The sequence below is a fragment of the Paracoccus ravus genome, from assembly GCF_004522175.1.
Lineage (GTDB): Bacteria > Pseudomonadota > Alphaproteobacteria > Rhodobacterales > Rhodobacteraceae > Paracoccus > Paracoccus ravus.
In genome coordinates this window covers 14,482-34,415 of sequence record NZ_SDEB01000007.1, presented here as the reverse complement: position 1 = coordinate 34,415, position 19,934 = coordinate 14,482, and the positions used below count along the sequence as shown (strand labels likewise).

At 63.4% G+C, this 19,934-nt stretch carries 19 protein-coding genes; 15 read left to right on the top strand and 4 right to left on the bottom strand.

Annotation, left to right across the window (positions count from 1 at the left end):
• Positions 1-72 precede the first annotated feature (72 nt).
• The 13 genes from ESZ60_RS07760 (at position 73) to trpB (ending at position 14,214) form a co-directional block, all read left to right on the top strand.
• Entirely contained in the window at positions 73-1,209 is a 1,137-nt protein-coding gene (locus tag ESZ60_RS07760) for a pyridoxal phosphate-dependent aminotransferase (protein WP_134679920.1), read from the top strand.
• Entirely contained in the window at positions 1,206-2,423 is a 1,218-nt protein-coding gene (locus tag ESZ60_RS07755; RefSeq protein WP_134679918.1) for an N-acetylmuramoyl-L-alanine amidase, read from the top strand. The genes ESZ60_RS07760 and ESZ60_RS07755 overlap by 4 nt, the downstream gene beginning before the upstream one ends.
• A 69-nt stretch (positions 2,424-2,492) precedes the next feature.
• The gene (locus tag ESZ60_RS07750) at positions 2,493-5,036 is read left to right on the top strand and encodes a penicillin-binding protein 1A (RefSeq protein ID WP_134679916.1); all 2,544 of its coding nucleotides are present in this window, start codon (positions 2,493-2,495) and stop codon (positions 5,034-5,036) included.
• Positions 5,037-5,130: 94 nt separating this feature from the next.
• A complete protein-coding gene (gene prfB, locus ESZ60_RS07745; RefSeq protein WP_134679914.1) occupies positions 5,131-6,258 on the top strand; it encodes a peptide chain release factor 2 in 1,128 nt (375 codons plus the stop codon).
• A 272-nt stretch (positions 6,259-6,530) separates the two neighbouring features.
• Entirely contained in the window at positions 6,531-7,307 is a 777-nt protein-coding gene (rpsB, locus tag ESZ60_RS07740; RefSeq protein ID WP_134679913.1) for a 30S ribosomal protein S2, read from the top strand.
• 112 nt (positions 7,308-7,419) lie between these two features.
• Positions 7,420-8,331, top strand: a complete 912-nt coding sequence (gene tsf, locus ESZ60_RS07735) for a translation elongation factor Ts (RefSeq protein ID WP_134679911.1) — start codon at positions 7,420-7,422, stop codon at positions 8,329-8,331.
• A gap of 139 nt (positions 8,332-8,470) precedes the next feature.
• On the top strand, positions 8,471-9,055 hold the full coding sequence (locus ESZ60_RS07730; RefSeq protein ID WP_134679909.1) for a (d)CMP kinase: 585 nt from the start codon (positions 8,471-8,473) through the stop codon (positions 9,053-9,055).
• A gap of 208 nt (positions 9,056-9,263) precedes the next feature.
• Positions 9,264-10,943 carry a 30S ribosomal protein S1 gene (rpsA, locus tag ESZ60_RS07725; RefSeq protein ID WP_134680138.1) on the top strand — a complete coding sequence of 560 codons (1,680 nt, stop codon included), beginning with the start codon at positions 9,264-9,266 and terminating at the stop codon, positions 10,941-10,943.
• Positions 10,944-11,145: 202 nt separating this feature from the next.
• A complete protein-coding gene (ihfB, locus tag ESZ60_RS07720; protein ID WP_134679907.1) occupies positions 11,146-11,433 on the top strand; it encodes an integration host factor subunit beta in 288 nt (95 codons plus the stop codon).
• Positions 11,434-11,471: 38 nt separating this feature from the next.
• Positions 11,472-11,855, top strand: a complete 384-nt coding sequence (locus ESZ60_RS07715) for a lipopolysaccharide assembly protein LapA domain-containing protein (RefSeq protein WP_134679905.1) — start codon at positions 11,472-11,474, stop codon at positions 11,853-11,855.
• A gap of 4 nt (positions 11,856-11,859) precedes the next feature.
• On the top strand, positions 11,860-12,507 hold the full coding sequence (locus tag ESZ60_RS07710) for a phosphoribosylanthranilate isomerase (protein WP_134679903.1): 648 nt from the start codon (positions 11,860-11,862) through the stop codon (positions 12,505-12,507).
• Positions 12,504-12,950: a GNAT family N-acetyltransferase gene (locus ESZ60_RS07705; protein ID WP_245155616.1), complete on the top strand. Its 447-nt coding sequence runs from the start codon at positions 12,504-12,506 to the stop codon at positions 12,948-12,950. Before ESZ60_RS07710 ends, ESZ60_RS07705 begins: the two co-directional genes overlap by 4 nt.
• A gap of 31 nt (positions 12,951-12,981) precedes the next feature.
• Positions 12,982-14,214: a tryptophan synthase subunit beta gene (trpB, locus tag ESZ60_RS07700; RefSeq protein WP_134679902.1), complete on the top strand. Its 1,233-nt coding sequence runs from the start codon at positions 12,982-12,984 to the stop codon at positions 14,212-14,214.
• Between the two features lie 31 nt (positions 14,215-14,245).
• Here trpB and ESZ60_RS07695 read toward each other — a convergent pair whose 3' ends face one another.
• On the bottom strand, positions 14,246-14,860 hold the full coding sequence (locus tag ESZ60_RS07695) for a DsbA family protein (RefSeq protein ID WP_134679900.1): 615 nt from the start codon (positions 14,858-14,860) through the stop codon (positions 14,246-14,248).
• 87 nt (positions 14,861-14,947) lie between these two features.
• On the opposite strand from ESZ60_RS07695, the gene alkB reads away from it, so the two are divergent.
• Positions 14,948-15,586, top strand: a complete 639-nt coding sequence (gene alkB, locus ESZ60_RS07690) for a DNA oxidative demethylase AlkB (protein ID WP_134679898.1) — start codon at positions 14,948-14,950, stop codon at positions 15,584-15,586.
• On the opposite strand, the gene ESZ60_RS07685 is transcribed toward alkB, so the two are convergent.
• The 3 genes from ESZ60_RS07685 to puuE all read right to left on the bottom strand — a co-directional run bounded on the left by ESZ60_RS07685 (position 15,577) and on the right by puuE (position 18,293).
• Entirely contained in the window at positions 15,577-15,972 is a 396-nt protein-coding gene (locus ESZ60_RS07685) for a VOC family protein (RefSeq protein ID WP_134679896.1), read from the bottom strand. The two genes, alkB and ESZ60_RS07685, sit on opposite strands and share 10 nt — an antisense overlap.
• Before the next feature lie 75 nt (positions 15,973-16,047).
• The gene (locus ESZ60_RS07680; RefSeq protein WP_134679894.1) at positions 16,048-16,878 is read right to left on the bottom strand and encodes a bifunctional allantoicase/(S)-ureidoglycine aminohydrolase; all 831 of its coding nucleotides are present in this window, start codon (positions 16,876-16,878) and stop codon (positions 16,048-16,050) included.
• A 5-nt stretch (positions 16,879-16,883) separates the two neighbouring features.
• The gene (puuE, locus tag ESZ60_RS07675; protein WP_134679892.1) at positions 16,884-18,293 is read right to left on the bottom strand and encodes an allantoinase PuuE; all 1,410 of its coding nucleotides are present in this window, start codon (positions 18,291-18,293) and stop codon (positions 16,884-16,886) included.
• Between the two features lie 214 nt (positions 18,294-18,507).
• Here puuE and ESZ60_RS07670 point away from each other — a divergent pair, with 214 nt between their 5' ends.
• Positions 18,508-19,809 (top strand): NCS2 family permease, encoded by a 1,302-nt coding sequence (locus ESZ60_RS07670; protein ID WP_134679890.1) that lies wholly within the window; start codon positions 18,508-18,510, stop codon positions 19,807-19,809.
• Positions 19,810-19,934: the final 125 nt, after the last annotated feature.

The window sequence follows — 19,934 nt, the reverse complement described above, 5'->3', positions numbered from 1 at the left end:
AGCGCGAATGCTTGACCGCGCCCGCCCCAGTTGTGATACCCGCGAGAAAGAAACAAGATCTTCGAGGCAGTTATGAGGCAGTCGCACCGGGGTCAGGTGGATCCTTTCATCGTGATGGATGTCATGGAAGCCGCGCGCCGGGCCGAAGCCGCAGGGCGCAGCATCATCCAAATGGAAGTCGGCCAGCCGTCGAGCCCCGCGCCCGCCGTGGCCCGCAAGGCCCTTGCCGCGGCGCTGGACCAACCCTTGGGCTATACGGTGGCACTGGGGCTGCCGGAATTGCGCGAGGGCATCGCCCGGCTCTACCGGCGCTGGTACGGGATCGAGCTTGATCCCGCGCGGGTCATCATTACGCCGGGCTCCAGCGGGGCCTTCATGCTGGCCTTTTCGGCGCTTTTCGATGCGGGCGACCGCGTCGCTCTGGGCGAGCCGGGCTATCCCAGCTATCGCCAGATCCTCCGCGCCATGTCGCTTGAGCCTGTCGGCATCCAGACCCGCCCCGAGGATCGCTACCAGCCGCGGCCCAAGGAACTGCCTGCGGATGTTCAGGGCCTGATCCTGGCCTCGCCCGGAAACCCCTCGGGCACGGTGCTGCGCCGCGACGAGCTTGCCGCTTTGCATGCGAGGGCGCAGGAGCTGGGCGTCGCGCTGATCTCGGACGAGATCTATCACGGGCTGGATTACGGCGCCGGTTTTCATTCGGCGCTGGAGGTGAGCGATGACGTCTATGTCATCAACAGCTTCTCGAAATATTTCAGCATGACCGGCTGGCGGATCGGCTGGATGGTGGTGCCGCAGGACCATGTCCGGACGGTCGAGAGGCTGGCGCAGAACATGTTCATCTGCCCCTCCCATGCGAGCCAGATCGCCGCGCTGGCGGCCCTGGACGGCGTCGAGGAAGCTGATGCAAACCTTAGCGTTTACGCGGAAAATCGCCGCCTGATGTTAGCGACGTTGCCGCAGATAGGCTTTGCGCGCATCGCGCCGCCCGAGGGGGCGTTCTACATCTATGCCGATGTGTCGGACCTTACCGAGGACAGCTTGGCCTTTGCCGCCGAGATCCTCGAAAAGGCCGGTGTCGCGGTGACGCCCGGACTGGATTTCGACCCGCGGCGCGGGGCGCGGACGCTCCGTTTCAGCTATGCCGGCTCGACCGCGCAGATCGCCGAGGGGCTTGCCCGGCTCGCCGCCTTCATGGCGGCAAGATGAGGTGGATCTGGCTCGTCCTCTGCCTTGCTCTTGCCGCGCCTCTGGCGGCGCAAGAGCGTCATGCGGTGGCGCAGCTTGATCCGGCGCGGACCGCCATCGTGGCCGAGGGCAGGGATCGGGGCCATCCACGCCCGCTTCTGCTGACGCTGGGGCTGAGCCGCACGGTGCCCTATCGGGTCTATTTCCTGGACGGCCCGCCGCGTCTGATCCTCGATTTGCACGAGGTCGATTTCGCGCAGACCCGACCCGAGGCGATTGCCGGGCACGCGCTTGTGCCCGATCTCAGATGGGGGCGCTCGCGGCCGGGCTGGTCGCGCCTGATCCTCGAGCTTGCCGGCCCCTACGGGCTGAAAAGCGCGGTGCAGCGCGCAGGGCCGGGCGGGGTGGAACTTCGCGTTGCCCTGATGCCGGTCAAGCCCGCCGAATTCGTGACGCGCGGTCAGGCCGTGCCGGTCCTGCGTGACCTGCCGCAGGCCGTGATCGAGGACCCACCCGTCGCGCCCGCGGAACGCCACCCCCTGCGCATCGCCATCGACCCGGGCCATGGCGGGCATGATCCCGGTGCCGAGGTGGGTGCGATCCGCGAGGCCGCCGTGATGCTGGGCTATGCCCGGGAATTGTCCGATGTGCTGACCGCCGCGGGCTTCGAGGTCATTGAGACCCGGACGGATGACAGCTTCATCGGGCTCGAGCAGCGCATGACCATTGCCCGGACGCAGGGCGCAGATCTCTTTCTCTCGCTTCACGCCGATGCCCTGCCTGCCGGAGAGGCTGCGGGCATGTCGATCTATACCTGGGACCAGAATGCCGATGACCGCGCCGCGCGGCAGCTTGCCTTGCGCCATGACCGCGCCGATCTGGTTGCGGGTCTCGATCTCACGGAGTCGGATGACCAGATCGCCGGGGTGCTGATGGATCTCGCGCGGCAGAAGACTCAGCCGCGTTCCGAATCCTTCGCGAAATTTCTTGTCGCCGAGTTGAACGAGGCGGGGATTGCGCTGCACCGGCGTCCGATCCGGGGCGCGGCCTTCGCGGTGCTCAAATCGCCTGATATCCCTTCGGTACTGATCGAATTGGGTTTTCTGACGGATGCAGTCGATCGCGGCAATCTTTTCAACCCAGAATGGCGCAGCCATTCCGCGCAATCCATTGCCCGGGCCGTTGCAGAATGGGCGCAGGAGGATGCCGCCCGCGCCCGCCTTTCCCGGCGCTGACAGCCATGTGACTTTGACGCGGCCGGTCGCCGAGACTATAGATGCAGGAAATCCCTGAGGCATGGCCCGTTGATCCGCTTCGTTCTCTCGTTCTTCGGTGCGATCTTCGCTTGGATCGTGACCGGCGTCGTGTTCACCGCGCTGACGCTGGGCGCGGTCCTGTGGATGTATTCCCGCGATCTGCCGAGCCATGAGCAATTGGCGCAGTACTCGCCCAAGACGATCAGCCGGGTCTATTCCAGCGAAGGCATGCTGATCGACGAATTCGCGCAGGAACGTCGGATCTTCGTGCCCATCGACGAGATCCCCGATCTGGTTAAAAACGCCTTCATCAGTGCCGAGGACAAGAACTTCTACCACCATCATGGCTTCGATCCGCGGGGGATGATGGGCGCGCTGGTCCAAGCCGTGGCCAGCCGCGGCGAAAGCGTGCGCGGTGCCTCGACCATCACCCAGCAGGTGATGAAGAATTTTCTGTTGTCCTCGGATCGCAGCATTGAGCGCAAGATCAAGGAACTGATCCTTGCGACGCGACTCGAGCAGACGCTGTCCAAGGACCAGATCCTGGAACTTTACCTCAACGAGATCTTTCTCGGGCAGAACAGTTTCGGCGTCGCGGCGGCGGCGCAGACCTATTTCAACAAATCCCTCGCGCATCTTGAGCCGCATGAGGCCGCGATGCTGGCCGCGATGCCGCAGGCCCCCGGCCGCTACCACCCCGTCCGGGCCAAGGAGCGCGTGACCGAGCGGCGGAATTACGTCCTGCGCGAAATGTGGCAGAACGGCTATATCGACGAGGCAGCCTATCGTTCGGAATCGCAGCTTGCGCTGCAATCGGTGCAGAATGGCGATTTTCCTGCCTTTCAGAAGCAATTGCCGCCGCGCAGCTATTTCACCGACGAGATCCGCCGCCAATTGTCGCTGGAATTCGGCGAGGATGAGTTCTTCGGCGGCGGACTGGCCATCCGTGCCACGATCGAGCCCGATCTGCAGAAGCTCGCCGCCCGCGCGCTGCAACGCGCACTTGAGAAGTTCGATCGGGGCCGCGGCATCTGGCGCGGCACGCGCGTCGCCATCCCCGAGGAGAAGCTGGGGACCGAGCGCGACTGGCGCGCCGCTCTGGCCGCCGCCCGCGTTCCGCGCGACATCGAGGGCTGGTATCCCGCCGTGGTTCTGTCGCTGGGCGATCAGGACGCGACGCTCGGCATCGAGGGCGAGGAGGGCACCGCGACGCTTCCCGCCAAGGATGTGCAATGGGCCCGCAAACGCCTGCCCAATGGCCGGCTGGGAAACAAGGCGCGCGTCGCCTCGGATCTCTTGAGCGTCGGAGACGTGGTTCTGGTGCGCCGCATGACCAGCGATGACGATGGCAGCTTCATCCGCTGGACCCTGCGCCAGGTCCCCGAGATCGAAGGCGGCTTCATGGCGATGGACGTGAATAACGGTCGCGTCATGGCGATGCAGGGCGGCTTTTCCTATCAAAGCTCGGTTTTCAACCGTGCGACGCAGGCGCAGCGCCAGCCCGGTTCCAGCTTCAAGCCCTTCGTCTATGCGGCGGCCCTGGATAGCGGCTTCAATCCCGCGACAATCGTGGTCGATGAACCGATCACCGTGAACACGCCCGAGGGGCTCTGGACGCCCAAGAATGCCAGCGGCAAATATTACGGCCCGACGCCGATGCGGACCGGGATCGAGCAGTCCCGAAACCTGATGACGATCCGCATCGCGCAGGATATCGGCATGAGCACGGTCGCGAAATATGCCGAAAGCTTCGGCGTCTATGACCGGCTTTCGCCCTTCCTTGCCAATAGCCTGGGCGCACAGGAGACCACGCTGTTCAAGATGGTCGCGGCCTATGCCATGTTCGCCAATGGCGGCGAGCGGGTCGAGCCGACGCTGGTTGACCGCGTGCAGGACCGCCGTGGCCGCACGATCTATCGCCACGACCAGCGCAAATGCCTGACCTGCGACCGGGCGAACCTGCCCGCCGGGGCCGCCCCCGCGATCGAGACCAATCGCGAACGGGTGATGGATGCAATCACCGCCTATCAGTTGACCTCGATGATGGAGGGCGTGGTCAAGCGCGGCTCCGGTCGCGGCGTCAGCCTGCCTGTGCCGGTCGCAGGCAAGACCGGGACGACCAATGACGCCAAGGATGTCTGGTTCATCGGCTTCACCTCGAACGTGGTCGCGGGATGCTATCTGGGCTATGACCAGCCGCGTTCGATGGGCGAGGGGGCCTTTGGCGGCACGCTCTGCGTGCCGGTCTTCAACGAATTCATGAAGGAAGTCGTCAAGGAGTATGGCGGCACACAGTTCCGCGTTCCGCCGGGCGGGCATTTCGTCAACATCGACCGTTTCACCGGCCAGATCCTTGGCCCCGACGCCAAGGGCAATAACGTGATCGCCGAATATTTCCGTGACGGCCAGGATCTGAGCGTCGGCATCGGGCTGGTCGATGGCGGCTTTGACCGGGCCGATCCCGACACGCTGCCGATGTACAACACCAGCGGCCGCGATACCGGCAAGGCGGTGACGACCTCGACCGGCAAGAAGAAGGTCATTCCCAAGAAAGCCGATTTCGGCACGCTGTCCTCGGGCGGGCTCTACTGACGACAGGTTTTCCGGCCGGGCGCTTGCGGGTGGCCCGTCCTCGCGCTATCTGTCTTGCCCTGATCCGACCACCGTGACGTGAAAGTGAGTGCCCATGCGCGCCGAAACCCAAGCCACCATCGAAGCGATCCGCAAATCGCTGAAACTGCTCGGTCAGCGCTTGGACTGGGACACAGCGCCGCATCGCCTTGAAGAGCTGAACGCGATGATCGAGGACGGCGATATCTGGTCCGACCCGGCCCGCGCGCAGAAGCTGATGCGTGACCGCCAGAAACTTTCCGACGCGGTCGAGACCTATCGCCGCATCGATACCGGCGTGAAGGACAATATCGACCTGATCGAACTGGGCAAAATGGAAGACGATGCCGAGATCGTCGCCGATGCCGAGGGCTCGCTCAAGCAACTGGCCGAACTTGCCGCGCAGAAGGAACTCGAGGCCCTGTTGAATGGCGAGGCCGACGGCAATGACACCTTCCTCGAGATCAACGCGGGTGCGGGTGGCACGGAAAGCGCCGACTGGGCCTCGATGCTGGCGCGCATGTATGTGCGTTGGGCCGAGAAAAAGGGCTATGACGTCGAACTGCTCTCCGAGACCCCCGGCGAAGAGGCCGGTATTCGCTCGGCGGCGTACAAGATCACCGGCCCGAATGCTTATGGCTGGCTGAAATCGGAATCGGGCGTGCATCGTCTGGTCCGCATCTCGCCCTACGATTCGGCGGCGCGCCGCCACACCTCGTTCAGCTCGGTCTGGGTCTATCCGGTCGTTGACGACAATATCGAAATCGTCATCCCGGATAACGAAATCCGCATCGACACCTATCGCTCTTCGGGCGCGGGCGGTCAGCACGTCAACACCACCGACTCGGCGGTGCGGATCACCCACTTGCCGACCAATATCGTGGTGACCTCTTCCGAGAAGTCGCAGCACCAGAACCGTGCCAATGCCATGGCCGCGCTGAAGGCGCGTCTTTACCAGATGGAACTGGACAAGCGGAATGCCGAGATCAACGCCCAGCACGCCGCCAAGGGCGATGCGGGCTGGGGCAACCAGATCCGGTCCTATGTGCTGCATCCCTATCAGATGGTGAAGGATCTGCGCACTTCGCATGAGACCTCGGACACGCAGGGCGTGCTGGATGGCGATCTGGACGCCTTTATGGCGGCGACGCTGGCGCTGGACGTCGCCGGGAAATCGCGCGCCGAGGCCAATGCCGAGGACTGATCCTTTGCGCGCCCGAAACCCGCAACGCCCGTATCGAAGGATGCGGGCGTTTTGCCTTGCGGGATCGAAGGATGCCGGGAACAACTCGCATCCGGATATGATAACACGCCAGTTGTTCAACAGGGCTTGCATTGCGCCGCAAAAACGACTAATTGGCGCGCACTTCACAGGTGGGGTCGGGCCGACGAGGGGAGAAATCCTTCGCAGGTCCACCGGTTGGGACATCCGTCCCTGAATACCCCGCTTAGGCTCAAACCGGAAAGGACCTTGATATGGCGCTTCCTGAATTCTCCATGCGTCAGCTGCTCGAAGCTGGCGTTCACTACGGCCACCAGACCCAGCGCTGGAACCCCCGTATGGCCGAGTTCATCTATGGTGAACGTAACGGCATCCACATTTTCGACCTGACCCAGACCGTCCCGATGCTGGACGCGGCTCTGGTCGCTATCCGTGACACCGTCGCCAAAGGCGGCCGCGTTCTCTTCGTCGGCACCAAGCGTCAGGCTCAGAAAGCCGTTGCCGAAGCCGCCGAGAAATCGGCTCAGTACTACATGAACCACCGCTGGCTGGGTGGCACGCTGACCAACTGGAAAACCGTTTCCCAGTCGATCCAGCGTCTGAAAGCCATCGATGAGACCATGGCTGGCGGCGCAGAAGGCCTGACCAAGAAAGAGCGTCTCCAGATGGAACGCGAGCAGACCAAACTGCAGGCCTCGCTGGGCGGCATCCGCGAAATGGGCGGTCTGCCGGACCTGCTCTTCGTCATCGACGTGAACAAGGAAGACCTGGCCATCGCGGAAGCGAAAAAGCTGGGCATCCCGGTCGTCGCCATCGTCGACACCAACTGCTCGCCCAAAGGCGTTGATTTCGTCATCCCGGGCAACGACGACGCTGCCCGCGCCATCGCTCTGTATTGCGACCTGGCCTCGCGCGCTGCTCTGGACGGCATGACCGCTCAGATGGGCGCTGCCGGTGTCGACCTGGGCGCGCTGGAAGCCAGCCTCGACGAAGAGCTGGAAGGCGAAGCCGAAGCCGCAGCCGAAGCCTGATCGGGCCACGGTCCGGGTTCGCCCGGACCGCTGCCCTTCGGGGCTTCATGGAACATTCATCAGGCGGGGATAAGCCCCGCCTGACGCAATTTCAGAACAAGGAGACATCGGTATGGCTATCACCGCTGCGATGGTGAAAGAGCTGCGCGAGACCACTGGCGCAGGCATGATGGATGCGAAAAAAGCGCTGACCGAAAATGACGGCAACATGGAAGCCGCCATCGACTGGCTGCGCACCAAGGGTCTGGCGAAAGCCGCCAAGAAAGCCGACCGCGTCGCTGCTGAAGGTCTGATCGGCGTTCTGGTCACCACCGGCAAAGGCGTTGCTGTCGAGATCAACTCGGAAACCGACTTCGTTGCCAAAAACGCCGACTTCCAGCAACTGGTCCGCGACATCACCGACGTTGCCCTGTCGACCGCGACCGATGTCGAAGTGCTGAACGCGACCCACCTGAACGGCAAGCCGGTCTCGGAAGTCATGACCGACGCGATCGCTCGTATCGGTGAGAACCTGACGCTGCGCCGCATGCATATTCTGGAAGGCGACACTGTCGTTTCCTATGTGCACAATGCTGCCACGGACGGCATGGGCAAAATCGGCGTTCTGGTTGCCCTGAAAGGCGACGCGGAAAAAGCGCAGGTGATCGGCAAGCAATTCGCCATGCACATCGCTGCGACCAACCCGGTCTCGCTGTCCGAAGCCACCCTCGACCCGGCTCTGCTGGCGCGCGAGCTGGAAGTCCAGACCGCGAAAGCTCTGGAAGAAAACTCCGCTTCGGCCAAACCGAAGCCCGAGGCTGTCATCCAGAACAACATCATCCCGGGCCGCATGAAGAAATTCGTCGCCGAGAACACCCTGCTGGGCCAGGCGTTCGTCATGAACCCCGACCTGACCGTCGAGCAGGCTGCGAAAGAAGCAGGCGTCGAGATCACCGGCTTTGCCCGCGTGATGGTCGGCGAAGGCATCGAGAAAAAAGAAGAGGACTTCGCGGCTGAGGTCGCCAAGACCCTCGGCGGCAACTAAGTTCCCGCTTCCTGACTTCGACGCCGGTCCCTCTGGGGCCGGCGTTTTTCATTGCCGCACCGCTTTTGGCCGGGTCTGGACATCATGGGGGCCGGCATGGCATGGAATCGCCTCACGATGCGCCATGCAGGAAATACCCATGCCCTTTACCATCGCCATCGACGGACCTGCCGCCTCGGGCAAGGGCACCATCGCCCGTGCGCTTGCCGGGCATTTCGGCTTTGCCCATCTGGATACCGGGCTCCTTTACCGCGCGGTCGGCGCGAAGGGCGGCGACCCGATCGCGGCTGCGCGCAACCTTTCCACGACGGATCTGGATCGCCGCGACCTGCGCAGCGCCGAGGCGGGGCAGGCCGCGAGCCGCGTCGCCGCGATTCCGGAGGTGCGCGCCGCTTTGATCGAGTTCCAGCGCCGCTTTGCCGAGGCCGAGCCGGGCGCGGTGCTCGATGGGCGCGATATCGGCACGGTGATCTGCCCCGAAGCCGATCTGAAGCTTTACGTCACGGCCAGCGATGATGTCCGCGCCCGACGCCGCGCGCTTGAGCTTGGCGCGGATGAAGCCAAGATCCTCTTGGAACTGCGCGAGCGAGATGCCCGCGACGCCGCCCGCGATGTCGCGCCGATGCGCCCCGCAGAGGATGCAGTCTTGCTCGACACATCGGCGCTGGCGATTGACGAGGCGGTTCAGATCGCCATCGGTCTGGTGCGCCGGGCAGGCGGCTGAAGCGCTATCTGTCGGCCCGGAAACCCTTGCCAGCCTGTGGATTAATCGCTATATCGCCCCCGTCGGAACAAGAGATACGGCCATAACAGGCCAAATCACTCAGGGGTCGGGCTTTGCCGCGACCCTTTGTGCTTGGAACGATGTCCTACAAAAGACCGGCGGAGCCAACCGCAAGGCCAGAAAACCACGCAAAGGAAACTGTATTTATATGTGCGCTAAAGCGACCATGGAGGAATTCGAGGCCCTCCTTAACGAAAGCCTCGCAATCGACACCCCGGACGAAGGTTCGGTTGTCAAAGGCCGCGTCATTGCCATCGAGGCAGGCCAGGCCATCATCGACGTCGGCTACAAGATGGAAGGCCGCGTTGATCTGAAAGAATTCGCTAACCCCGGCGAAGCTCCCTCGATCGCGGTTGGCGATGAAGTCGAAGTCTATCTCGACCGCGTCGAAAACGCCCGCGGCGAAGCCTCGATCTCGCGCGAGAAAGCTCGCCGCGAAGAGGCCTGGGACCGTCTGGAAAAAGCCTATGCCGCTGAAGAGCGCGTTGAAGGCGCTATCTTCGGTCGCGTCAAAGGCGGTTTCACCGTCGATCTGGGCGGCGCTGTTGCCTTCCTGCCGGGCTCGCAAGTCGACGTCCGTCCGGTCCGCGATGCCGGCCCGCTGATGGGTCTGAAGCAGCCGTTCCAAATCCTGAAAATGGACCGTCGCCGTGGCAACATCGTTGTCTCGCGCCGCGCGATCCTGGAAGAAAGCCGCGCCGAACAGCGCGCCGAAGTCATCGCCAACCTGACCGAAGGTCAGACGGTCGAGGGCGTCGTCAAGAACATCACCGAATACGGTGCGTTCGTTGACCTCGGCGGTGTTGACGGCCTGCTGCACGTCACCGACATGGCCTGGCGCCGCGTCAACCACCCGTCGGAGATCCTGTCGATCGGCGAGACCGTCAAGGTCCAGGTCGTCAAGATCAACAAAGACACCCACCGCATCAGCCTCGGCATGAAACAGCTGCAGGCCGATCCGTGGGATACCGTGGGCAACAAGTTCCCGATCGGCTCGGTTCATGCCGGCCGCGTGACCAACATCACCGATTACGGCGCGTTCGTTGAACTGGAAGCCGGCGTCGAAGGTCTGGTCCACGTTTCGGAAATGTCCTGGACCAAGAAAAACGTCCATCCCGGCAAGATCGTCTCGACCTCGCAAGAAGTCGACGTCATGGTCCTGGAAATCGACGAAGCCAAACGCCGCGTGTCGCTGGGTCTCAAGCAGACCATGCGCAACCCGTGGGAAGTCTTCGCCGAGACCCACCCGGTCGGCACCGTCATCGAAGGCGAAGTCAAGAACATCACCGAATTCGGTCTGTTCGTTGGCCTCGAAGGCGATATCGACGGCATGGTCCATCTGTCGGACATCTCGTGGGAGACCCGTGGCGAAGACGCCATCCAGGACTTCCGCAAGGGCGACGTGGTGAAAGCCGTTGTCCAGGAAGTCGACGTCGAGAAAGAGCGCATCTCGCTCTCGATCAAGGCGCTGGAAAACGAAGCCATGGCTGAAGCCGTCGAAGGCGTGAAGCGTGGTTCGGTCATCACCGTCGCGATCACCGCCATCGAAGAGGGCGGCATCGAGGTCGAATATAACGGCATGAAATCCTTCATCCGCCGTTCGGACCTTGCCCGCGACCGTCAGGACCAGCGCCCCGAGCGCTTCCAGGTTGGCGACAACGTGGACGTCCGCGTCACCAATATCGACACCAAGACCCGTCGTCTGGGCCTGTCGATCAAGGCACGCGAGATCGCCGAAGAGCGTGAAGCCGTCGAGCAGTTCGGCTCGTCCGACTCGGGCGCTTCGCTGGGCGACATCCTCGGCGCCGCGCTGAAGAGCAAGAACTGATCCCCGGATCAGAGTAGATTGCGCCCCCGGCTTCGCGGCTGGGGGCGTTTTTATTTGCGCTACCGGGTCGAAGCGCGTGATCTTTCATAAAAAATCGGCAACCTTTTGCCCCCGGACACGTTCAGGCATTGAAAGACGACGCCACTGATTTAAAGTTAACGCAGCAGGTCGTTGTTGGAACTTGCCAAATTCGGGAACCAAGATGATCCGATCCGAACTGATCCAGAAGATTTCAGAAGAGAATCCCCATCTGTTCCAGCGCGACGTCGAGCGGATCGTGAATACGGTCTTCGAAGAGATCATCGATGCGATGGCGCGGGGCGATCGGGTCGAGTTGCGCGGTTTCGGCGCCTTCTCGGTCAAGCGTCGAGACGCCCGGCAGGGGCGCAATCCACGCACCGGGGAATCCGTCAGCGTCGATGAAAAACACGTGCCCTTCTTCAAGACCGGAAAGCTCTTGCGCGAGCGGTTGAACGGCGAAGACGAATAGGCCATTTTGGCGGCGGATTTTCTGCTGCGAGGTAAGTTATGCGCCTGATCCGGCTTTGTCTTGTTTTTGTTCTGGCTCTGGTTCTGATCCTTGTTGCGGTGGCGAACCGTGCGCCGATCACCGTGAACCTCGTGCCCGAGTCCCTGTCCCGCTTTACCCAGGGTCAATGGTCGATGACCATGCCGGCCTTTCTGGCGCTGTTTCTGGCCATGGTCTTTGGCCTGATCCTTGGGCTGGTCTGGGAATGGCTGCGCGAACATGGACTGCGCGCCGAAGCCAAGGCCCGCGCCCGCGAGCTTGCCCGGCTTGAGCGCGAGATGGGCGATCTTCGCCGCAACCACGCTCAGCCGAAGGACGAAGTTCTGGCCATCCTCGATGAGCCGACCGCGCGCCCGGCGGCGGGCCTGCCGACGGTGCGCTGAAAATATGGCAGTCTCGGTCAAGATCTGCGGGCTCAATGCGCCCGAAGCGGTTGATGCAGCCGTCAAGGCGGGTGCGCGCTATCTGGGCTTTGTGTTCTTTGACAAATCACCACGCCATGTGACGCCGCCCCAGGCCGCCGCGCTGGCTTCCTCGGTGCCGCTGGGGATTGCACGCGTCGGTCTGTTCGTCAATCCCGACGACGCCACGCTTGAGGCGACATTGGCGCAGGTGCCGCTGGATGTCATCCAGTTGCATGGCCGCGAAAGTCCCGCTCGGGTCTCGGAGGTCAAGGCGCTGACCGGACTGCCGGTGATGAAGGCCGTGGGCGTGGCCGAGCCCAAGGATCTCGACGCGCTTTGGGATTACGGTTTGGTCGCCGATATGCTGCTGATCGACGCCAAGGCCCCGAAGGACGCGGCCCTGCCGGGCGGCAATGGGCTTGCCTTTGACTGGCGCTTGCTGGCGGGTCGGCAGATCATCAAGCCCTGGCTTCTGGCCGGAGGACTGACGCCGGAGAACGTCAATGAGGCGATCCGGCTCACCCGCACGCAGGGGGTCGATGTGTCCTCTGGCGTCGAAAGCGCGCCCGGCGTGAAGGACCCAGAAAAGATCCGCAAGTTCATCGCCCGCGCCACGGCCCCGATCCTGTGACGCTGACCTTTCGCCTTGCCGATGCGGGCGATGTGCCGGCAGTCGTCGGCCTGCTTGCCGATGACATGCTGGGTCAAAACCGCGAGCAGGGTGAGCTTGCGGTCTATCTCGCAGCCTTTGCCGCCATGCAGGACGAGGGCGCGAACCACCTGATTATCGGCGAGATGGCGGGCGAGATCGTCGCCTGCTACCAGATCACCTATATTTCGGGCCTCTCGCTATCTGCCGCCCGCCGCGCCCAGATCGAGGGCGTGCGCGTGGCCTCGCATCTTCGCGGACAGGGCGTCGGCGCGGCTTTGATCCATGACGCCGAGGACCGCGCCCGCGCCGCAGGATGCGGCCTTTTGCAATTCACCACCAACAAGGCGCGGGGCCAGGCGCATCGCTTCTATGACCGGCTTGGCTTTACCGCCTCTCATATCGGCTATAAGAAATCCCTCTGACCCACATTCCCGACCGCGCGCGAGGAGAGCTATGGCCGAAGACCTCATCAACAGCTTCATGACCGGACCCGACGAGCAGGGCCGCTTCGGCATCTTCGGCGGGCGTTTCGTCAGCGAGACGCTGATGCCGCTGATCCTTGACCTCGAGGCCGAGTACGAGCGCGCCAAGACCGACCCGGAATTCTGGGCCGAGATGGACGATCTGTGGAAATACTATGTCGGACGCCCGAGCCCGCTCTATTTCGCGCCCCGCCTGACCGAGGAACTGGGCGGCGCAAAGATCTACCTGAAACGCGAAGAGCTGAACCATACCGGCAGCCACAAGATCAACAATGTGCTGGGCCAGATTCTGCTGGCGCGCCGCATGGGCAAGACCCGCATCATCGCCGAGACCGGCGCGGGCCAGCATGGCGTGGCGACCGCCACGGTCTGCGCGCGTTTCGGGCTGAAATGCATCGTCTATATGGGCGCGCATGATGTCGAGCGTCAGGCTCCGAATGTGTTCCGCATGCGCCTGCTGGGGGCCGAGGTCGTGCCGGTCACGTCGGGTCGCGGCACGCTGAAAGACGCGATGAACGACGCGCTGCGCGACTGGGTGACCAATGTGCGCGACACCTTCTACTGCATCGGCACCGTCGCGGGCCCGCATCCCTATCCGGCCATGGTGCGCGATTTCCAATGCATCATCGGCCGCGAAACCCGCGATCAGCTTGCCGAGCAGGAAGGCGAGGGGCGTCTGCCCGATACCGTCGTCGCGGCCATTGGCGGCGGCTCGAATGCGATGGGCCTGTTCCATCCCTTCCTTGACGATCCCTTTGTTCGCATCATCGGCGTCGAGGCTGGCGGCAAGGGAGTGGATGAACGGATGCAGCATTGCGCAAGCCTGACCGGAGGTCGTCCCGGCGTGCTGCATGGCAACCGCACCTATCTGTTGCAGGATGACGAAGGCCAGATCCTCGAAGGGCATTCGATCAGCGCGGGCCTCGACTATCCGGGGATCGGGCCGGAACATGCCTGGCTGAAAGAGCGGGGCCGGGCCGAATATGTCAGCGTGACCGATAGCGAGGCACTCGAGGCCTTCCAGACGCTCTGCCGGCTCGAAGGCATCATCCCCGCGCTGGAACCCAGCCATGCGCTGGCCCATGTCATCAAGATCGCGCCGGACCTGCCCCGCGACCATATCATCGTGATGAATCTTTCAGGCCGGGGCGACAAGGACATCTTTGCCGTCGCCAAGCATCTGGGCGTCGAGATCAGGACCTGATCGACGGGGCAGGGCGTTCCGGCGCCTTGCCCTATTTCGTGCTCTTGCGGGCATCACTGACCAGTTCTGCCAGATCCTCGACCGGCAAGGCCCCGAAGACCGCGCGATCCCCCGCCACGAAGCTGGGGGTTCCGGCCAGACCGATCTGGTCGGCCAAGGTCAGCGAGGCCTCGATCTGCGCGGTGATGGCGGGATCGCGCATGTCACGCTCGAGCCGCTCCACATCAAGGCCGATCTCGCGCGCGACCCGCAGGACCGAACGCTTGTCGGCGCGACCCTTCATGCCCATCAGGGCGCGATGAAAGGCGGTGTATTTGCCTTGGCGGCTCGCCGCCAGCGCCGCCATCGCCGCCTCGCGGGAACCTTCGCCAAAGATCGGGATTTCGTGGACGACCAGCTTGATCTTGGGGTCCGATTGCAAGAGCCGGGCGACATCAGGGGCGGCCTTGCGGCAAAAGCCGCAATTGTAATCCGAGAATTCGACCAGCGTGACGTCGCCTGCGGGATTTCCCATCACCGGCGCGTCGGGGTCGTTGAATACGGCCTGCTTGATCGTGGCGATCTCGGCCTCGGACCAGTCCTGCGCGGCGACCGGCATTGCGGTGAGCAGGAATAATCCGGCGATTGCGGCAAGGCTGCGACGCATGGGAACCTCCTTCGAGACAGGCTATTCTGACAATCCAGCTTGGCGCCATCCGGTCAAGCATTCCGACATGACAATTGCGTGGGAGATATGGAAACTGATCTTTTCGGGAACCGCCGCGACGAGCCTCTGGCCGATGGCGCGATGATCCTGCGCGGCTTCGCCTTGGACCGGGATCTTGTCGGCCTGGTCGCCGCCATTGCGCATGCTGCGCCGTTTCGCCAGATGCTGACGCCGGGCGGCAAAAAGATCGGGGTCGAGATGACCAATTGCGGCCCGCTGGGCTGGATCAGCGACCGGCGGGGCTATCGCTACGAGACGCTCGATCCGTTGACCGGCAAAGCCTGGCCCGCCATGCCGCAGGCATTTCTGGCACTGGCGCGTCAGGCGGCGGGTCATGCCGGTTTTGCCGATTTCACCCCCGATGCCTGCCTGATCAACCGCTATGCGCCGGGGGTGAAAATGGGATTGCATCAGGATCGGGACGAGGCGGGGTTTGACGCACCCATCGTCTCGGTTTCGCTTGGCCTGCCTGCGGTGTTCCAGTTCGGCGGACTGGATCGCAAGGACGCGGTCCGTCGCCATGAATTGCGTCATGGCGACGTCGTGGTCTGGGGAGGGCCCGCGCGGCTCGCCTGGCACGGCATCCTGACCCTGAAGCCCGGCGCGCATCCCGCGACAGGGCAGACCCGGATCAACCTGACATTCCGGCAGGCCGGTCAGAGATAGCGGCCGCCGCGTTGCAGGACCTCGATCTGATAGCCATCGGGGTCCGCGACAAAGAAGAAACGCGCAATGACCTCGCCATCCGGGGCAAACTCGACGATCTTTCGGGGGGAAAGTCCGGCCTGCGTCAGGCGCGCATGTTCAGCCGCCAGATCCGCGACCGAGACCGCAAGATGGCCGTAACCGTCGCCCAGATCATAAGGCTCGGTCCGGTCCTTGTTCACGGTCAATTCCAGCTCGAATTCCGTTTCCGGGTTCGAGAGATAGATCAGGGTGAAACTGGCGAAATCCAGCCGCTCGGCCACCTTCAGGCCGAAGGCGGTTTCGTAGAATGCCAGCGAGCGCGCCTCGTCCAGCACGCGGATCATCGAATGGATTGCCTTGGCCATTTTACCCTCCGGTCAGCCTCGCGGGCAATCTAGCTGGGGACGGAGGAATGAAAAAGGGGCCCGAAGGCCCCGATCTCAGCGCCAGAGCGGCGCGTGACGGTTCACGTCCTTGTAGAGCAGGTAGCGGAAATTGCCCGGCCCGCCCGCGTAGCAGCATTGCGGGCAGAAGGCGCGCAGCCACATGAAATCGCCGGGGCCAACCTCGACCCAGTCGCGGTTCAGGCGATAGACGGCCTTCCCCTCGATCACGAAGAGGCCGTGTTCCATGACATGGGTCTCGGCAAAGGGAATCGAGCCGCCCGGCGTCAGGGTCACGATGGTGATATGCATGTCATGGCGCATATCCGTCGGGTCCATGAAGCGCGTCGTGGCCCAGCTGCCGCCGGTATCGGGCATCGGAATCGGGGCGATGTCGCGTTCATTGGCGATGATGACGTCGGGCTTCTCGACGCCCTCGACGGCCTGCCAGCGTTTGCGCCACCAATGGAAGCGCGAAAGCTGATCGCCGTTCTTCACAGACCAGTCCATGCCTGCGGGGATATAGGCGAAGCCGCCGGGGGTCAGTTCATGGGTTTTGCCGTCGATGGTCAGGGCCACGCTGCCATCGGTGACAAAGATCGCGGCCTGCGCGCCTTCGTCGGTTTCGGGCTGTGCCGATCCGCCGCCGGGCTGCAATTCCACGACATATTGGCTGAAGGTCTCGGCAAAGCCCGACAAGGGCCGCGCGATGACCCACATGCGCATCCCTGTCCAGCCCGGCAGGAAGCTGGTGACGATGTCGCGCATCGTCGAGGCCGGGATCACCGCATAGGATTCGGTAAAGACGGCGGTGTCGGTGGACAGATCGGTCTGCGGCGGCAGGCCCGCAAAGGGGCCAGCATAACGAGGTGCGCTGACTTGGCTCATCTTGTTCATCCTTTCAGGGCGTCCTTCAGGCGCAGCTGGGCGATGCGCATGACCTGACGTTCGGCCGTGTCGCGTTCGGTTTTCGTGTCATTGGCAAGGCGGGTCTGCATCGCCGCCATGATGCCCGCCTTATCGTGGTCGCGGACGGCGATGATGAAGGGGAAGCCGTGCTTGGCGACATATTCGGTGTTCACACGCTGGAACTCGGTGCGTTCCGCGTCGGTCAGGGCGTCCAAGCCCGCCGAGGCCTGTTCCGAGGTGCTTTCTGCCGTCAGCCGCTTGGCCTGCGCCAGTTTCCCGGCCAAATCAGGGTGGGCGATCAGCACGCCAAGGCGTTCCTCGTCGCTGGAGGCGCGGAAGATCTGCGCCATGCGTGCGGCAAGCCCGCCCGGCGTGTCGTGGATAGCACCCATCTCGCCGTCCCAGACGCGCTCGGCGATGAAGGGCGAATGCTCATAGATGCCGCCGAATTTCTGGACGAAAGCATCGCGGTCCAGTTCAGAAGGGCGCAAGCGGGGCTGATAGGGATGCTCTTTGGCCCAGTGGCGCGCAATTTCCAGACGCGAGGCGAACCAGACACCCTCATGCGCACGGCAATGGTCGAGGAATTTCTGGATGGCGATGGCGCGGCCCGGACGGCCAGCCAGACGGCAATGCAGCCCGATGGACATCATCTTTGGCGCGCCCGCCTGACCCTCGGCGTAAAGCACATCGAAGCTGTCGCGCAGGTAGTCGAAGAACTCGACGCCCGTGCCAAAGCCCTGACCGGACGAGAAGCGCATGTCATTGGCGTCCATCGTATAGGGCACCATCAGTTGCGGCTTGCCCGCATGGACGTGCCAATAGGGCAGGTCGTCGGCGATGGTGTCGGCGAGATACTCAAAACCGCCTTCCTCGCAGCCAAGCGCCACCGTGTTCATCGAGGTACGGCCTTGGTAGAAGCCACGCGGACGCTCGCCAGTGACGCGGGTGTGCAACTCGACGGCGCGGGCGATATGCTCGGCCTCGACCTCACGCGGAATGTCGCGGTAGTCGATCCATTTCAACCCGTGGGTCGCGATTTCCCAACCGGCGGCCTGCATCGCGGCGACCTGCTCGGGGGCGCGCTCGAGGGCGGTGGCGACGCCGTAGACGGTGACGGGAATGTCCTTGAGCATGCGGTGCAGCCGCCAGAAGCCCGCCCGCGCGCCATAGTCGTAGATCGATTCCATGTTCCAGTGCCGCTTGCCCGGCCAGGGCTGCGCGCCGATGATCTCGGACAAGAAAGCCTCGGAGGCGGCGTCGCCATGCTCGATGCTGTTCTCGCCGCCTTCCTCGTAATTCACGACGATCTGGACGGCGATCTTTGCGCCTCCGGGCCAGCGCGGGTCCGGGGCGTTTTCGCCATATCCGATCAAATCGCGGCTATATCGCATCGCTTGCTTCCCCTTGCATATCGCTTTACTGCACAGATCACTCCGCAGGCCCCTTGGGCAAGGCGGGAAATCCTATAATCAGAGCCCAGCTTCCATTGAAAATCGCGCTTTCTTCATAAAGCGTTGAAACTCTGTCGCTGGACCCTGCATTGCGTTGACGATGGCAGTTCCTAGTCTGGCCGCCATCGCGGAAAACCCGCGTCTGGGAGGATCAATGCTAGACAGACAGTTCGGCCTTTCGGCCAACGGAACCAGCGTAAGGACCGAAGTGATCGCCGGGATCACGACCTTCCTGACAATGGCCTATATCATTTTCGTGAACCCCGACATCCTGTCAACGACGGGCATGGACCGGAACGCGGTCTTTGTCGCGACCTGCCTTGCGGCAGCGCTGGGATCGGCGATCATGGCGCTTTGGGCCAATTGGCCGATCGGCATGGCACCGGGCATGGGGCTGAACGCCTTTTTCGCCTTTACCGTCGTGGCGGGTCTGGGCTTCACCTGGCAACAGGCGCTGGGGGCGGTGTTCATCTCGGGCCTCGTCTTCCTGTTCCTCTCGGTCACCGGCATCCGCCGCTGGCTGATCGCGGGCATTCCGCATTCGATGCGCAGCGCGATCGCCGCCGGTATCGGCATGTTCCTTGGGCTGATCGCGCTGAAGACCTCGGGCTTCGTCGTCCCGAATGAGGCGACGCTGGTCGCCCTGGGCGACCTGACCCAGATCCCGGTGCTGCTCGCGGCCTTCGGTTTCTTCCTGATCGCGGCGCTGGATGCGCTGAAGGTCAAGGGCTCGATCCTGATCGGCATCCTTGCCGTCACCATCATCTCGATCGCGATTGGCGCGAGCCCCTTCGGCGGCGTGATCTCGATGCCGCCCTCGATCCTGCCGACTTTCCTTCAGCTTGATATTGCGGGGGCGCTGACGGTGGGGATTTTCCATGTCATCCTCGTCATGGTGCTGGTCGAGGTCTTTGACGCCACCGGCACGCTGATCGGCGTTGCCAAGCGCGCGGGTCTTCTGACCGAGGGTCCTGCGCATTCGAACAAGGGCCTTGGCCGCGCGCTGATGGCGGATTCGACCGCGATCTTGGCCGGTTCGCTTCTGGGGACCAGTTCCACCACGGCTTACGTCGAAAGCGCCTCGGGCGTGCAAGCGGGCGGGCGGACGGGCCTGACGGCTCTGGTTGTCGCCCTGCTCTTCCTGCTCGCGATCTTCTTCGCGCCGCTGGCGGGTTCGGTTCCGGCCTATGCGACGGCTCCGGCGCTGCTTTATGTCGCCTGCCTGATGCTGCGCGAATTCGCCGAAATCGAATGGAGCGATGTGACCGAGGCCGCGCCTGCGGTGCTGACGGCGGTGATGATGCCCTTTACCTATTCGATCGCGAACGGCCTTGCCTTCGGCTTCGTGAGCTACGCGCTGATCAAGCTGATGACGGGCCGCGCGCGCGACGTCCATGCGGCCACTTGGGTTGTCGCGGCGCTCTTCGTGATCCGCTTCGCCTTCTTCATGGAATAAGCATTCGGGGGGCGGTTTTGCCCCCCTTTTTCATTACAGGGCGGCGCAAGGCGTCATCGGGTTCCGGATGGCTCGTCCAATTGGCGCAGGGACGAACCGGCTGGCCAGTGCGGGCGGTCGCTCTT

Bases quoted from the DNA above. Each gene is read 5' to 3' on its own strand.
- ESZ60_RS07710 (WP_134679903.1), top strand. From the start codon at position 11,860: ATGGCAGTCTCGGTCAAGATCTGCGGGCTCAATGCGCCCGAAGCGGTT.
- ESZ60_RS07760 (WP_134679920.1), top strand. From the start codon at position 73: ATGAGGCAGTCGCACCGGGGTCAGGTGGATCCTTTCATCGTGATGGAT.
- rpsB (WP_134679913.1), top strand. From the start codon at position 6,531: ATGGCGCTTCCTGAATTCTCCATGCGTCAGCTGCTCGAAGCTGGCGTT.
- puuE (WP_134679892.1), bottom strand. From the start codon at position 18,293: ATGCGATATAGCCGCGATTTGATCGGATATGGCGAAAACGCCCCGGAC.
- ESZ60_RS07755 (WP_134679918.1), top strand. From the start codon at position 1,206: ATGAGGTGGATCTGGCTCGTCCTCTGCCTTGCTCTTGCCGCGCCTCTG.
- tsf (WP_134679911.1), top strand. From the start codon at position 7,420: ATGGCTATCACCGCTGCGATGGTGAAAGAGCTGCGCGAGACCACTGGC.
- ESZ60_RS07715 (WP_134679905.1), top strand. From the start codon at position 11,472: ATGCGCCTGATCCGGCTTTGTCTTGTTTTTGTTCTGGCTCTGGTTCTG.
- ESZ60_RS07685 (WP_134679896.1), bottom strand. From the start codon at position 15,972: ATGGCCAAGGCAATCCATTCGATGATCCGCGTGCTGGACGAGGCGCGC.
- ihfB (WP_134679907.1), top strand. From the start codon at position 11,146: ATGATCCGATCCGAACTGATCCAGAAGATTTCAGAAGAGAATCCCCAT.
- ESZ60_RS07695 (WP_134679900.1), bottom strand. From the start codon at position 14,860: ATGCGTCGCAGCCTTGCCGCAATCGCCGGATTATTCCTGCTCACCGCA.
- trpB (WP_134679902.1), top strand. From the start codon at position 12,982: ATGGCCGAAGACCTCATCAACAGCTTCATGACCGGACCCGACGAGCAG.
- prfB (WP_134679914.1), top strand. From the start codon at position 5,131: ATGCGCGCCGAAACCCAAGCCACCATCGAAGCGATCCGCAAATCGCTG.
- ESZ60_RS07730 (WP_134679909.1), top strand. From the start codon at position 8,471: ATGCCCTTTACCATCGCCATCGACGGACCTGCCGCCTCGGGCAAGGGC.
- ESZ60_RS07680 (WP_134679894.1), bottom strand. From the start codon at position 16,878: ATGAGCCAAGTCAGCGCACCTCGTTATGCTGGCCCCTTTGCGGGCCTG.
- alkB (WP_134679898.1), top strand. From the start codon at position 14,948: ATGGAAACTGATCTTTTCGGGAACCGCCGCGACGAGCCTCTGGCCGAT.
- rpsA (WP_134680138.1), top strand. From the start codon at position 9,264: ATGTGCGCTAAAGCGACCATGGAGGAATTCGAGGCCCTCCTTAACGAA.
- ESZ60_RS07670 (WP_134679890.1), top strand. From the start codon at position 18,508: ATGCTAGACAGACAGTTCGGCCTTTCGGCCAACGGAACCAGCGTAAGG.